General features: G+C 35.7%; 7 protein-coding genes. 4 read left to right on the forward strand and 3 right to left on the reverse strand.

The window, feature by feature from the left end:
- Positions 1–409 precede the first annotated feature (409 nt).
- On the forward strand, positions 410–2,662 hold the full coding sequence (locus ACQCPR_RS03910; protein WP_427138235.1) for a hypothetical protein: 2,253 nt from the start codon (positions 410–412) through the stop codon (positions 2,660–2,662).
- A 146-nt stretch (positions 2,663–2,808) separates the two neighbouring features.
- On the opposite strand, the gene ACQCPR_RS03915 is transcribed toward ACQCPR_RS03910, so the two are convergent.
- Together ACQCPR_RS03915 and ACQCPR_RS03920 are read right to left on the reverse strand one after the other, a co-directional pair.
- On the reverse strand, positions 2,809–3,423 hold the full coding sequence (locus ACQCPR_RS03915) for a hypothetical protein (RefSeq protein WP_427138236.1): 615 nt from the start codon (positions 3,421–3,423) through the stop codon (positions 2,809–2,811).
- 225 nt (positions 3,424–3,648) lie between these two features.
- Positions 3,649–4,470 (reverse strand): SLAP domain-containing protein, encoded by an 822-nt coding sequence (locus ACQCPR_RS03920; protein ID WP_427138237.1) that lies wholly within the window; start codon positions 4,468–4,470, stop codon positions 3,649–3,651.
- Positions 4,471–4,655: 185 nt separating this feature from the next.
- Here ACQCPR_RS03920 and ACQCPR_RS03925 point away from each other — a divergent pair, with 185 nt between their 5' ends.
- Positions 4,656–6,908 carry a hypothetical protein gene (locus tag ACQCPR_RS03925; RefSeq protein WP_427138238.1) on the forward strand — a complete coding sequence of 751 codons (2,253 nt, stop codon included), beginning with the start codon at positions 4,656–4,658 and terminating at the stop codon, positions 6,906–6,908.
- Positions 6,909–7,174: 266 nt separating this feature from the next.
- Here ACQCPR_RS03925 and ACQCPR_RS03930 read toward each other — a convergent pair whose 3' ends face one another.
- On the reverse strand, positions 7,175–7,861 hold the full coding sequence (locus tag ACQCPR_RS03930) for a hypothetical protein (RefSeq protein WP_427138239.1): 687 nt from the start codon (positions 7,859–7,861) through the stop codon (positions 7,175–7,177).
- A gap of 342 nt (positions 7,862–8,203) precedes the next feature.
- On the opposite strand from ACQCPR_RS03930, the gene ACQCPR_RS03935 reads away from it, so the two are divergent.
- A complete protein-coding gene (locus tag ACQCPR_RS03935; RefSeq protein ID WP_427138240.1) occupies positions 8,204–10,897 on the forward strand; it encodes a 5'-nucleotidase C-terminal domain-containing protein in 2,694 nt (897 codons plus the stop codon).
- Positions 10,898–10,918: 21 nt separating this feature from the next.
- On the forward strand, positions 10,919–15,640 hold the full coding sequence (locus ACQCPR_RS03940; RefSeq protein WP_427138241.1) for an endonuclease: 4,722 nt from the start codon (positions 10,919–10,921) through the stop codon (positions 15,638–15,640).
- Positions 15,641–15,711 lie beyond the last annotated feature (71 nt).

Below are 15,711 nucleotides of genomic sequence, written 5' to 3' on the forward strand. Positions count from 1 at the left end.
GGAACCGACAGCTTGTTAACCGGAGCACTAAAAGTCATTTCCATCGACGGCATACAAAATGCAAATGGTCTTGACATGAAAGTAAATGCAGAGTTTCAGATTACAGAGTACTAATTTAAATTGTATAAATGTTTAAATAAAGAAGTTAAATAACAATTTAAGTGGCTTATATCTGCGGAATCTATAGAAAGTAAGTACCAAATACACTACACCTTCTCGTTTTTGAATCATCGTGAGACTATCATGATACATTCATTAACGAGGAGGTTTTTTCATGACAAGGTTCTGATCGTCGAATTCTTTGGCAGCATTCACGAATCGCCGCTTTTTGTTTCCTACCAAACATATTCTCGTACCATGTATACATATATTATCAACGATGGTTAGCGGAAAATGGGAGGTATAGTTTATGGTCAAATCTAGTAAAATTGCAGTTTCATCGATGGTGGCATTATCGGTGATTGTTGCAACTGCTCCAAGTCAACAAGTGCATGCTGCAACAAATTTAGACCAATTAATGGCGGACGTGCAAAATGCGGGAAATGTTTTAAAGTGGGCAATTTCCGTGGAGGGATCTGCGGATGGAGTGACTCAGCCGTGGAAACAATTTAACAATGCAAAAATGGCCATTGCAAAAGTGGAGGCAGCTCTAAATGGGCTGAGCTTTTCGGATAAATTGAGGTATGAAGCTCAAGTGGTGGATACGAAAGTTCAAATTCAACGCGCTCAAGCATATCTTGATGCAATTACGGCAAGTACGAAAATCCATGCGAAGACAAGAGCACTTACAAAAGCGGTTAACTCCAATAATTTAGACCAGGTTGAAAAGATGTATCACGAAATGACAGCAGAATTTCGTAAACAAACCATTTTGTTGGATCGGGTATATGGCCAATCGACTCGCGATAGAATCCGGAATGCAGTAAAAGGACCAGCAGAGAAGTTAATAGTCGAACTGAAAAATGATGTAACAGTTCATATGTTAGTGAAAAGTGCTGAAGCAGAGAGGAGAAGAGGGAACTATTCGGAGACAGCTAAGAAAGTTTACGAAGCTCAATCTATTTTGAATGCAAACGCCTTACTATGGGAGAATGCACTACAGTCAAGGTTAAATGGTGTTAATTCATCTTTACCATTGCAAATTGTATCAAGTTCGATCGTAAATAACACTACTTTCTCTATTAAACTAAACAAGCCCATTTCTTCCGTCAAAGCTTCTGAATTTACTACTAATAATGGTTTAACGGTAACAAACGCTTCATTAAGTAAAGATGGTCAAACGATTATTTTAACTACTTCCTATCAAGTACCTGGATCGACTTATACGTTGAAATATAAAGCTAATACGGTTAGATTCACTGTCCCAGGAAGTGTTGTGCCTATTTATGTAGGGGATAAAACAATTCAACATAAAGAAACTTCTGAAGTAATTGCATTAGCAGCAATTTTTAACGAGTCGAATGGGCAGCCTTCTAAAGCGACAATACGTGTTGATATTCCTTCTGGTTTAAGGCTGGTGTCGGTGAATGGAGCAGCAAATAATACGGTTGGTTCAAAATCAGTTAATGTAACTCCAGATAAAAATGGAACAGTTACCATTGTATTTACAGCAAAAGATGTAAATACAGCGGTGTTAGATAAGTCCATTTCATTTAACAAAATAGAGAAAAACAAAGTGGTAGAAACACAATCTTCTAGTTCTTTGAATTTTTATGTAGCTGCAAAAGCGGGTACAATTTTCAAAAAAACAGTGCATTTCATAGACAGTTATAACAACTACTTCGTCACAACTGATGGCGTACAGTATAATATGAAAGGCAATGTCGACAATTTCCGAAATGAAGGGGATTATGTCTCTTTAGATTCGTTCAAGGCTGCAATGGATAAGGAAGACGTTGTAAATGGAACTTATAACCCATCGTCTGCCTCTTCGTTTAATATTGTTAGTAATATAGTTGTTGCTTCAGTGAACTTGGATTCCAGATTTTCAACGATACTTGGAACTTCGGGGTATCGTATGGATGGAAATAAAATTGAGTTATATGGCACAGGTCAACCAAACTATGAAGTATTCTTTTTCAAGAACGCAGGAATATCTTTAGGAAAAACAAAAGTGAAATCGAATGGAACCTGGACATTCACTTCAGACATAGAGCAAAATGCAATTACGGATTATTCATTAGTTCTGCAAAGTGCAGGTTTGGCTAATCCTTCATATGTTGGTAGAGATGTAACGACACTTAGAGTGATAGAAGGACCATTTGAACTAGGTGCAATAAGTGAAGGAACAAGTGATGATCATAACTTAGCAAACGAAGTAATAACTTTTACGATAGCTCCTATAAAATATAAAAATGGTTCGACACTAGCTCAAGACCAAGCGAATGTTACTAAGCAAGCTTCGATTATTGTAAAAGATTCTGATGGAACAAAAGTTAAATTTACAAATAACCAAAGAGAAGCACATATCAAAACAGTAAAAAATGGTTTTACTCTTTCGTTCGATCAAAAAGATAAGTACAAAGCTGTTGGTACGATTATAGACAAAGGAAAAGATGGAAATTTAACTGGAACACTAAACGTCGTTTCAGTTGAAGGTATTACCAATGAATATGGGTTAAACATACAAACTAATACAAGAGATGTGATTACAGGGTATTGAGGGTAAATATAAAAAGCACAACTAATGTCGTAGCAATTAGTTGTGCTTTTTTAATTGATAATGAAAAGGAATTTAAAACAAATGGTTGATACTATTAAAATACTCAGCCATCTTAGAATTGCCAACAATAGTGACGAAAATCATTATTAGAATAGTAAAAGTCGCAATAAATAGTATAAATCCTTATAGTGTGGGTCAACACCAGAGTGATTTTTTGTAAGCAAAAAACTAATTACATAGAGAGGCAGTATAAATAGACTAAAAACTAGGTATATAGTTAAAATGGCGTTCCCATAGGTAAATGATTTTACAAGCATTAGAAATATGGAAATAGTTGCTGAAATAATGGGTGCAGATAATTGCCCCCCGTAAAAACTAATAATTGTTTTAAATGAATTCTGGGGACCAAAAAAACTGCTAATAAGAAAAGTAGAAAATATCACAAGTCCGATTATAAAGATTGTAAGTAAAAAAGCGTCCATAAAAAAGGATAAAAAGCTTGGTGAATTGCTCCAATACGAATTAGTTGTAAATAAAAATAGAGAAATTGTGACGAGAGCCGTAAATAAAATAATACTAACAAGACTACTCGTAAAAACACTTTCTCCACGATTGTATGCATGATCAGGTTTTTTTAATTGTTGAATAAAGTAGCTACTATATATTTTAGTTTTTCTTTTAATATTATCTACATGGGCATTTGGTTTTACAGATCTTGTTCTAGAAACAACACTTTCAGCATTTAAAAGAAGTTCCTCCAATTTAGTTCCACATAAACTGCAAAACTTCCCAGTACCTGTTCGTGATCACAGTTTGTACAATTCAGTGATTCTCCCCCTTTGTTTCTTATTTCAAGCTAGTTCTTCACAATCTAATTATATGAATCTAGAAATCTTATATTCGTATTCAAAATGGGCAAACCCGCTTTGGAAATGAAATACAAAAAAAGCCGTGAAAGAGTGAATCTTTTACGGCTTTACTCATGATTATAAAGTTTGGGGAATCATTTCAATTTTCCAAGAACTGAAATCTGGATTCTCTTTCATGAATACATCTTTGGAGAAAGATAAGCTAATGGGACGTGCTTGCTTAGAAGCAATTTCGAATTGTCCGATTGGAAATCCGAGTTTACACACCATATCATCGGCAGCATCAAATAGTTGAATAGGAAGATTTTCAATGGTTAATGTATCAGAAAATGCATTACGAATAATGATATAAATATTGACTGCGTCATCTGATTCATGGAAATGGAAACCAACAATTGAGATTTCGTTCTCTTTAATTGGTTCTAATGAAGCTACTAGATTGTATACATATCCTTGTTGATCTTCATTAAGTCCATTCTTCCAATTATCATCTAAGTGTAATTCGAAGTCTTTTACAACTTTCTCGTAATACTCAAATGCCATTTCAAAATCCATTTCGTTTACTATTTCATCATAAGGTACTAGTATATCTTCCATTTCAAATAGGAAATTCCACGGTCTTGCTGTACATGCTTCTAACTCTCCAAACAACTCCATGTCAAATTGTTTCTTTGCTAGTTCTTTCCCTTCCTTATCTTTCACAACTAAAACAACTTGATCAATGCGTAATTTTTTAGGTAAAGAATGTCTAATTATAGCTGTTACGACAATTCCCGAATCCACTGTATATAATTTTACTCCATGAATATGTAATTGATTTGCTTCTAAGTCATCTAATTGTTGATGGAAATATTGGAAAATATACTTCTCCGGTGCAGGTATATCCCATTCTGTAGAAAAATCGATTTCAGTTTTATATGTTTTAGGAGAATTTGTCATATTTTTTAGTCCCTTTCTGCTATACGTGATTAACTATAAGTATAACACAATGTTACTAGCTGATAGAAAGACTACTATCCTACTATCACTTCCAATATTAAGAAATAAGTTTGATTAAACTTACATGATACAATCATATAGATTATTCCGATGTATAAACAATCTTAGTATGGAGGCAAATTAGTATGAGGAAAAAATCGTTGCAACTTGTAATAGTAATTACTACTATTATTTCTATTATTGCCGCCCCACAAGTAAGTGCATCAACAAACATAAAACAATTAATTATAGATGCACAAAATGCAGGCACTATATTAAAATGGACAATTTCCAAAGAAGGATCTGCAGATTTTAAAACTCGACCATATGAGCAATATAATAACACTAAAGAAACTATTGCAGCTGCTGAAAAGGCTGCTATCAAGTTTTCTAAATCTGAACAACTCAATGCTCAAGCTAAATTAGTGGAGCCGAAAATTCATGTGAAACGTGCACAAGCTTACATAGATGCTATAACCTCTGGTGAGAAAATTACGAAGTTAACAAGTAATTTGCAAGTTGCGATAGATTCAGCAAATCTTAGTAGTGTAGAAGCTGCATACCATATAGCAACAGCTGAATACAGAAAACAAGTAAAATTATTAGATAGAGTATATGGGCAAACTACTAGAGATGGTATTCGTAATCAAGTCAAAACAGCCGTGGAAAAACTAATTCAAGATGTCAAAAACGATGTGACGGTTAAAATGTATCTCGACCAAGCGAATGAATTTATTAAAGACAATAAATTGTTAGAAGCCTCCTTAGAATTAGACAAAGCCAACTCTTCCATAGCTAACAAAAGTACGAATTTTACTTTTAGAACATTCCTAACGAAAGCCTATGATGAAACATTAAGATCTTTACCTTTACAACCTTTGTTCATAACATCTGATGGTAAAAATAACGTAACAGTTAATTTCTCTAAAGCCTACCATATACCATTAGAAGGTTTAGTGGCAGGTCAATTTAAAGTTTCAGGAGAAACTGTTCAATCAGCTCAATTATCCAAGGATAAAAAATCCGTAATATTAAATACATCTGACTTAGACGCTAATACAAGTTACACGGTAAGTTGGAAAGAAAACCAATTGAACTTTATGACAGAGGCTGTTCCTGATACAACAGGTATTGCATTAACTGATAAGGAAAATACATATCTGGAAACGACTAATTTCAAAGTATATACAGCTAAGCTAACTAATTTCGATGGTAGTACTTATACTGGGAGAGTTAAAGTTAGCTTGGGAGAAGCAAATGAAAAGACAGCAACTAACTCTACCTCAGCAGTAATTACTTCTATAAACGGTCAAAGCGTAGATAGTGGTCAAGAGACGATTGGCTTTGCAGATCAAAATGGAAATCTAGTAATTTTAATAGCAGCTGCGTATGGATTTAGTGCCGAAACTCCATCAGTCACATATGTCCAACCAACAATAGAAAAAATAGATGGAAATAATAGTATCAAAGAAGCAGGAATTACACATTTTTATCAGCTTCAAAATGTTGAAGGCCCTTATATGTTGACTATTGATAGTGAAGTGAACACTACCGAAGATGATTACATTTTTACTGGCGACCATAAATATAAATGGGATGCTAATGATCTATTCTTTATCTATGGATTACAGGTTTCACAAGAAGTTTTCGGAAAGGCCCTATCTAAAGGAGATAGGGTAGAAGTTAGTTATAGTACAAGAGCAGATAACCATTCTACTTGGAACATCCATGTTGATGTTACTGAAGATGCTGAAGTAGTATTCCAAAATCCTGTAACTTCACCTTTAACATTTGATGGGTACTCCTACGATATAAGCGGTACAGCACAACCTGGCAATCGAGTAAAAGTTTATAGAAATGACATACTAGTAGGAACAACAATTGTTGATAATAAAGGATATTGGACACTTGGGTCTGTAAGCTTACTACAAGAAGTGGCTAATACATTTGTTGCTTATCAATACACTCCCGGCAAAGATGGTATAAACGGGGAAGGGGCAGTGAACGAAAACAACCCTGCTACAACAATAATTAACGAAGGGGTATTTGCTTCAACTCAAATAGATTTAAATGATAAGGGCTCTGATGGTTTATCTATTTCAGACACATTAGAATTTACATTCCATTATCCTTCTTATGATCATGAATTTAAAAAAGGGCTATCCGGTACCATTACATTAAATGATGGTTTTGGAAAAAATGCTGTAGTGAAGATTAAGTATATAGATGAAGATACTCTTCAAATCGTTGAATTCGTTTCTACAGACGTTGGATTCAATCACAAAGCTTCATTATTCGTGATTACCAAGACTAATGGAATTGTGAACCAGGACCAGCTTACATTAAGCATTTCAGGAAATGGAGCAACTTCCTTTGTGGAAAATAATTCAATAAACTAATTTAAATTCCCTTCTAACTTAGGCTAGAAGGGAATTTTATGTTCATGTTCCCTGTGTAAGATACAATTCTGAATTGTATCTTACACAGGGACTTTTTGTGAACACATGTTATTTATCCCTGTGTAGCAAACAATTAAAACATCTTCAATTGGAGGTACATGCTAATCATGTACGTTTATCAAAGGTGTTTTGAATGCTTATGGTCCCTGTGTAATAAACAATAAACAAATTAGAACAGTGTTTGAATACAGGAACTGACCTAATATTTAAAACAAATGATTAATATTATTAAAATACTCAATCATTTTAGAATTCCCAACAATAGTGACGAAAAGTATCATTAAAACTGTAAAAGTAGCAATATAGAGAACAAATCCGTAGAGGGGGTCAACACCAGAAGGTTTTTTTGTAAGCAAAAAACTAATAATATAGAGTGGCAGTATAAAAAGACTAAAAACTAGGGATATAGTTAAAATTGCATTTCCATAACTAAATGATTTTACAAGCATTAGAAAGATGGAAACAGTTACTAAGGCAATGGGTGCAGACAATTGTCCCCCATAAAAACTGATAATTACTTTAAATGAATACTGTGGACCAAAAAAACTGCTAATGAGAAAAGAAGAAAATATCACAAGTCCTATGATAAAGAATGTAAGTAAAAAAGATTCCATAAAAAAGGATAAAAAGCCTGGTGAATCGCTCCAATTCAAATTATTTGAAAATAAAAACAGAGATATTGTAACAAGTGCAGTAAATAAAATAATACTTACAAGACTACTTGTAAACTCACTTTCTCCTTGATTGTATGCATGAGAAGGTTTTTTTAGTTGTTGAATAAAATATGAGCTATATATTTTAGTTTTTCTTTTAATATTTTCTACATGGACATTTGGTTTTACAGATTTTGTTCTGGAAGCAACACTGTCTACATTAAAAAGAAGTTCCTCCAATTTAGTTCCACATAAACTGCAAAACTTCCCAGTAACCTGATTATGACCACAGTTTGTACAATTCAGTAATTTTCCTCCTTTGATACTTATTTCTAGCGAGTTCTTCTCTCTGATTATATGAATCTAATAAATTTTTTATTCGTAGCAATCATCTATTATCAGTAGAATGTGGGTGCAGAGGAGATTGAATCTGTGCTTGCAGAAATCGTCCGCATGAAGTAGAAATCAATGTTGTTCGGGTTTCACTGTTTAATCTGATCTTTAAAAATTAATTCTATATTCATAAATTTCAACTGTATTAAATAGGATAAGCGAACAGCTAAAGAATATAGGAGGGAACTTATGAGAAAGAATAGAGTACAGAAGACCGTAGTAGCTTCAGTTCTTGCAATATCGTTATTAACTTCTACTAGTGTCGGTTTGGCCAATAATTCTTTGCAAGACTTGGTTGATCAGGCAAGGAAAGATATGAAGGAAGCATCTTATGCTTATGTAGTACCATCTCAAAATGGAAAACTTGCTACAAGTGTAGAATTGTATCCAACATTGAATTTGGCAAAATTAAACTATCAAAAAGCAAGAAATGCTCTTTTAAAATCAAATGCTAAAAATAAGGGGACTTTACTCAAAGAACTAGATGATTTATATAATGAACGTATTACAAAAGGAATAGTGCCATATATTGATGCTTATAATTATGCGGACAAGTATTTAACACCAATTTTGGAAGATATCAAGAAAGCTGAGGTAGAAAGAGATTGGGTTAAAATTGAAAAGTTGTATCACCAATTATCTGTCCAATTAAAAAGTAGAACTTCCATTTTATATCGTTTTACAGGTAAAGCTGCTAGGGATTTATTGTTAAAGCAATACAAGGATCCTGCTAACTTAAAGCGTGATCAATTGATGGTTGCGGTAACTGTTTATATGAAAGTAAAGGAAGCAGACACACTAATAGCAGCAGGAAAAATAGAAGATGCAAGAAGAGTACTAGAATCTATTAAACCGTTACTTTATAGATTGCCGACGACGAATAATTTGCCGATGATCAAAGAACTTTTAGTGCAAATAGAAACAGTAAGTAAAAAAGCGGGAGTTATCATAATTACCGCGCCAACTATTCCTCCAACAACAGGTGGTGGAAATAACGGAGGTGGAAATGGAGGTGGAGGAAATAATGGAGGAGGAAATTCAGGGGCAAACTTCAACTTATCCATTATGCATACAAATGACACACATGCTCAACTAGATAATGTGGCCAAACGTGTTACAGCTGTAAAGGAATATAGGAAAGCAAATCCAAATGCATTATTAGTGGATGCTGGAGATGTCTTCTCAGGAACATTGTATTTCAATGAATTCAAGGGACAAGCAGATGTTGAATTCATGAATATGATGAAATATGATCTGATGACTTTTGGTAATCATGAGTTCGATTTGGGCTCGAGTGCTGAAGGACATAAAGCACTAGCAGACTTTGTGAAGAAAGCTAATTTTCCGTTTGTAGCTGCGAATACTGATTTTTCACAGGATGAGCATTTAAAAGGATTATTTAATGTAAAAATACAAAGTAACCCGAAGAATAGTCAAATTTATAGCGGGATTATTAAAGTGGTAAATGGACAGAAAATAGGGTTGTTTGGATTAACGACTGCTGAAACAAAGGATATTTCAAGCCCAGGCAAAGTGAGTTTTACAGATTATGTGAAAGCTGCTCAACAAATGGTTAACGAGTTCGAAAAGCAAGGAGTAAACAAAGTAATTGCGGTGACGCATCTTGGCTATGATGATAATCCGCAATATGACAATGACTTACAGTTAGCAGCTAAAGTATCTGGCATTGACGTAATTGTTGGAGGTCATAGTCATACCAAATTAGATAAACCAGTTGTGGTAGATAAGGATTTAGTAGGAAAAGCGAAAGATCCGACGGTTATTGTACAAGCTTATCAATATAGTGAGTTTTTAGGAACATTAAATGTCGAGTTCGACAAAAGCGGAAAAGTAATAAAACACGCTGGTCAATTAATTAGCGTTAACGACCAAGCAGAGGATGGTAAGGCAAAAGAGCTGTTAGAAAAATATTCATCTAAAATTAGTGCATTAAAAAATGAACTGACTGGAGCAATCGCAGTAAATGCTTTAGATAATCCACGTTCTAGTACTGGTGGTTCAAGTGTTCGAAGCAACGAAACTGCCCTTGGGAATCTCATTGCGGACGGCATGCTGAAAAAAGCAAGAGAATACAACAAAGATGTGATTATGGCTTTCCAAAATGGCGGGGGTATTCGAGTTGCTATAAATCAAGGACCTATTACAGTTGGTGAAGTGATCACCGTCCTGCCTTTTGGAAATACATTAGCAACGATGAAACTTACAGGTGCAGAGATAAAAGCAATATTTGAAGTCAGCTTGAAAGAATTTCCGAAAGAAAACGGAGGATTCCTACATGTGTCCGGTGCTAAAGTCAGCTATGACTCCACTAAGCCAATTGGACAACGTGTTGCTTCCATCAAGTTTAAAAATGCTGATGGAACTTACACGGAAGTAAAAGAGGATGCAACATACACCATTGCAACGAACGCTTTTACTGCTAAAGGTGGAGACGGCTACGATGTATTGAAAAAAGCGTATGAAAACGGTAGAGTAACCGATTTAGGTTTATCTGATTGGGAAAACTTCCGTGAGCACTTAGTAAGCATTAGACAAGTTAACCCACAAGTTGAAGGACGGATTGTAGATGTGAAGGATGAAACTCCAAACAATGAATATCCAGGTGGAGATGTGGATCCGAAGAACTTTTCAGGAACAGTAGAAGCCCCAAAAATCTATAACGGCGATGTGAGGGTTTCGGTTACAGATGTCAGCTTCCTTGGAAATGCCATTATTAAAGGAAGTTTAACGATAAAAGGTATTCCTTCTACTAATATAGCACTTACAAATATTACAGTTAAAGGTAACCTCGAACTTTCCGAGGCAAACGGAAAAAATGTGGACATGGATGGGATCATTGTTGATGGAGAAACTACTCTTTAACATACAAAGGAGAATTTATAGATGCGTAAAAGGAATTTGAAAAAATCCATAAATGCTTTCTTATCTGCCAGTTTAGTAGCTAGTTTAGTATTCCCTGCATTACCATCGAAAGCAGTAGCCGTATCAAATACATCTGATTTGATAATTTCAGAGTATATTGAAGGTAGCAGCTTTAATAAGGCCATTGAAATTTACAATGGAACTGGAGCAGCAGTTGATTTAAGTGTTTATTCACTTGAACTTCATACAAATGGAGCAGCTGCGACAGCTAATAAAGTCTCATTAACAGGTACATTAGCTAATAATGATACGTATGTTTTATATCATAATGATGCAAATACAGATATTCAAAGTAAGGGAAACCATGCAAACAATTCTGTTATTAATTTCAATGGAAATGACCCTGTCGTTTTAAAGAAGTCAGGTACAATCATTGATTCCATTGGGCAAGTTGGTTCATCTGCAGACTATGGTAAAGATGTAACGCTTGTCCGAAATAGTAATATTGTTGCTGGAGACACAATTATCGATGACGCTTTTAATCCAGCAGAATGGACGACACTGCCAAAAGACGATTCCTCCAATTTAGGCTCCCACACAATGGTCATTGGGGACCCTGATCCCGGAGAAACCCAAGTAGAAGCTGTAACGGTTTCAATACCATCATCGGCTGTTCCAGCAGACACAGAAATTACATTATCGACTAACACGGAAGGAGCTTTCATTTACTATACGACAGATGGATCTGATCCAACTAGCTCAAGTACGAAATATGAAAATCCGATTGTTATCGACAAAGATATTACGATAAAAGCAATCGCCGTGAAAGAAGGGTTAAAGGATAGTGCTATCGCTGAATTCACGTATACAGTTTTAAATGAGTCTGGCGCAATTTCTATTGCAGAAGCACGAACTACAGCTATTGGTCAAACGGTTACTATTAAAGGGATAGTAGCTGCAAACTTAAAAAATTCAATTTCAGTTCAAGATGCTGCAAATGGTATTGCAATACGTCCTTCAAGTTTGCCTGCGGCAGTAGGAGATGAAGTAACACTTACTGGGAAATTAGCGGAATTCCGTGGACTTCTTCAATTAGACGGTACGACGATAGTTAGCAAGACTGAAAATGTGGGAGCACCAACCCCTAAGTTTGTAACAGGAGCAGAAGTGAATGAAAACAATGAATCCCTTCTTGTCCAAGCAAAACAAATTACATTAAAGGCAGTAAATACTGATAAGACTAACTATACTGCTACAGATGGCATAACTGAGTTTATTGTACGCGACGAAAATAAATCATTAGGATTGGCTATTGGAGATACGTATGAATCCATTACGGGAATTGTGCAACAGTTTGATAACGCATATCAAATTATCCCTCGCTCAGTTCAAGATATTGTAGAGGACAGTTCCATTCTACAGCCCGTTACTGCAACTCCTGGTAGTGGAACATTCAATGGATCTACTTTTATAACCTTGTCTACAACGACGGCGAATGCGGAAATCCATTACACATTAAACGGTTCAGAGCCGACAAAGGATAGCGCAAAATATTCAACACCAATCGAGATTAAAGAAAACACTACACTTAAAGCAGTAGCAATTACTCCAGTAGGTACTTCGGAAATGAAGACATTCGAGTATAAAATTACGGATAGTCTTCAAATTCATGATATCCAAGGAGCGGGACACCACACTTCTTTTGACAATAAAACAGTAGAAGGCATTCAAGGAGTTGTTACTTACTCGTTCTTGTTAAATGGAGCAACCTACTATCATATACAAACACCGGATGAGCTAGCGGATACGAATCCAAATACTTCTGAAGCCATTGTACTTTACAGCGGAACAAACACATGGCCAATTAAAGTAGGGGATTTGGTATCAGTTACTGGGAAAGTAAGTGAATTTGCATATGACGGATATGCTGATCGTCAAACAACAGACTTAAAAACAACGCAAATTAATGTTAGAAATGACCAGGGTGGAAAAGTGGAAGTTATTACAAGTGGCGTAGCTTTACCAGCTCCAATCTTAATCGATGAAACGAAAATGTCTCTAGCAAAAATTGATAGCGACAATCTTGCAGTTTTCAATCCAACCGTAGATGCAATCGATTTCTGGGAAAGTATCGAAGGAATGCGCGTGCAAGTTGGAAATGTGAAAGCAGTAGCTCCTCAAGAGCATGGTGATTTGATAACTGTTTTGGAAAGCGCTCCAACGAACTCCCTGCATGGTGGGGTTTTATATGAAAAGGACAATCAAAATCCAAACCGCGTGCAATTCCGCTTAGAACCAAATGGACCTGGACGGGATTTCGAAGTAGCAACTGGGGATAAGTTTAAAGGGCCGATTACTGGAGTAGTGGGTTATTCGTTTCAAAACTTTAAAATTTATGTCTCTTTAAATGAAATGAAAGCTGCCCATACAAAAGGAAATGCAAAACCAGAAAAAACAACAATTGTGAACGCAGAAGATAAGTTAACAATTGCATCATATAACTTAGAAAACTTCTCGAATAATAAAACATCGACTACAGACGACAAAGCACGTAAATTAGCAAGAGCAATTGCAAACGATATGCAGAGTCCTGATATTGTTGGTGTAACTGAAGTACAAGACAATAACGGAGAAAGCTCTGGAGATTCAAAGGCAGATCAAAGCTATGAAAGACTTATTGCTGCAATTAAAACTGCTGGTGGAGCAAACTACAAATATGTAAATATTGACCCAGTGAACAACCAAGACGGCGGAGCACCAAATGCAAATATTCGTGTTGGATTCCTATATAATCCAGAACGAGTAAAGTTGACAGAAGGTATTTCTGGTGGAAATGCAACTAATGCTGTTGGTTACAAAGATGGCAAGCTAACACTTAACCCAGGTCGTATTGATCCAACAAATAGCGCATTTAATAGTAGCCGTAAACCTTTAGCGGCACAATTTGACTTTAAAGGTGAAAGTGTCATCGTTATTGCGAATCATTGGAACTCTAAAAGTGGTGATACACCATTGTTCGGATCCATTCAACCACCAAAATATGACAGTGAAGTACAACGTAAAAACATTGCAAAAATCGTTTCTGACTTTGTTATAGATATTAAAACGAAAAACCCAGATGCAAATGTTGTTTCTTTGGGTGACTTTAACGATTATCAATTTGCTGATGCACTTTTAATTCATGAAGGTGAACACATGACGAATATGATTAATAAGGTGGAAACGTCAGATCGATACACATACCTATATCAAGGGAACTCACAAGTATTAGATCATATTTTAGTCACAAAGAACTTAGAAAATAAAACGAAAATCGATATTCTTCATATCAATGCAGACTTTACCGATATGGCAGGACGTGCAAGTGACCATGATCCAGTAATGGTACAAATTGATATATTTGCAGATGATGCTGTTACACCGATTACAGCTGAAAAAACATACAATATCAATAATCTTCAAACAAAGAAACTTACTATTGGTAAACCTAGCGTATCTATCACAATTGACGATTCATCAGAAATCACAGAAGGCATTCTTTTTACGAGTGATTATGCAGAATTCCATGGAGACGGTTTTGCAGAGCAAACTGTAACGATTAAACCACTAAACGCTGGCGCGATGATGGATTTCAAAGGTACGAATGTCCAAAAAGTAATCATTGATGGTACGAACGTAAAAGAAATTAGAGGCGCTGAGAATATTCAAGAATTTGAATTCATTAATGGTGCAGATAGCAAAAATATTAAATTCACAAATTCGAAAGGGGAACCCATTGTGGTTCCTTCTTTACCTGGTGAAAATCAAGCGCCAGTGGTAAAGAATAATATTCCAAGTCAAACAATTAAACCTGGTGAGTCTATTTCAATTTTATTAACAGATCATTTCGCAGATCCAGAAAACCAAGTACTAACTTTTTCTTCTACGTTAGGAACGATAGCAGGGTCTATGTTAACACTAACACTTGCAGAAGGAAGCCATATTGTAGGAGTTACCGCTACAGACGGCGAAAAAAGTGTAACGACAAGATTTAGTGTACTTGTAACTTCCGCTAGCTCACCTATTGATGTCTATTATAAAGATGCTATTGGTAAAGAAGGTCAAGCTTTAAAAACTGCACTATATGAAATAATTGACGACCATACACAGCTTTCTTATGACCAAGTATGGGCAGCATTACGAGAAACGGATGAGGATCCGAATAATACAAACAATGTCATATTGTTTTACTCTGGAGTACCACGTTCTAAAACTGCCAATGGTGGAAACGTAGGACAGTGGAATAGAGAACACACATGGGCAAAATCACATGGAGACTTCGGCACAAGTAAAGGACCAGGAACCGATATCCATCATCTTAGACCTACAGACGTACAAGTGAATAGTTCAAGAGGAAACTTAGATTTTGATAACGGTGGCAGCCCGGTAAATAATTGTGACGAATGTAAACGAGCTTCTAACTCGTTTGAGCCACCAAATCGTGTCAAAGGTGATGTAGCACGAATCCTTTTTTACATGGCGACACGCTATGAACAAGGCGACAAAGTAGACTTAGAACTAAACGAAAAGCTCGGCAATGGAAGTGCGCCATACCACGGAAAGCTTTCGACCCTACTAAAATGGCATGAGCAAGACCCAGTTGATGAATTTGAACGTAATCGCAACAATGTCATTCAAAAATGGCAAGGAAACCGCAATCCGTTCATTGATCATCCAGAATGGGTAAACCTGATTTGGAAATAATCAAGTCCATGATGGTAAATTTTCACAAATGTTTTTGGGAGTAGCTTATCAGCTTGCTCCCTGTGTAACAA

Source organism: Psychrobacillus psychrodurans, from assembly GCF_050209195.1.
Taxonomy (GTDB): Bacteria; Bacillota; Bacilli; order Bacillales_A; family Planococcaceae; genus Psychrobacillus; species Psychrobacillus psychrodurans.

Excerpts from the sequence above, each read along its gene's own strand:
- ACQCPR_RS03940 (WP_427138241.1), top strand. The coding sequence starts at position 10,919 with ATGCGTAAAAGGAATTTGAAAAAATCCATAAATGCTTTCTTATCTGCC.
- ACQCPR_RS03925 (WP_427138238.1), top strand. The coding sequence starts at position 4,656 with ATGAGGAAAAAATCGTTGCAACTTGTAATAGTAATTACTACTATTATT.
- ACQCPR_RS03935 (WP_427138240.1), top strand. The coding sequence starts at position 8,204 with ATGAGAAAGAATAGAGTACAGAAGACCGTAGTAGCTTCAGTTCTTGCA.
- ACQCPR_RS03920 (WP_427138237.1), bottom strand. The coding sequence starts at position 4,470 with ATGACAAATTCTCCTAAAACATATAAAACTGAAATCGATTTTTCTACA.
- ACQCPR_RS03910 (WP_427138235.1), top strand. The coding sequence starts at position 410 with ATGGTCAAATCTAGTAAAATTGCAGTTTCATCGATGGTGGCATTATCG.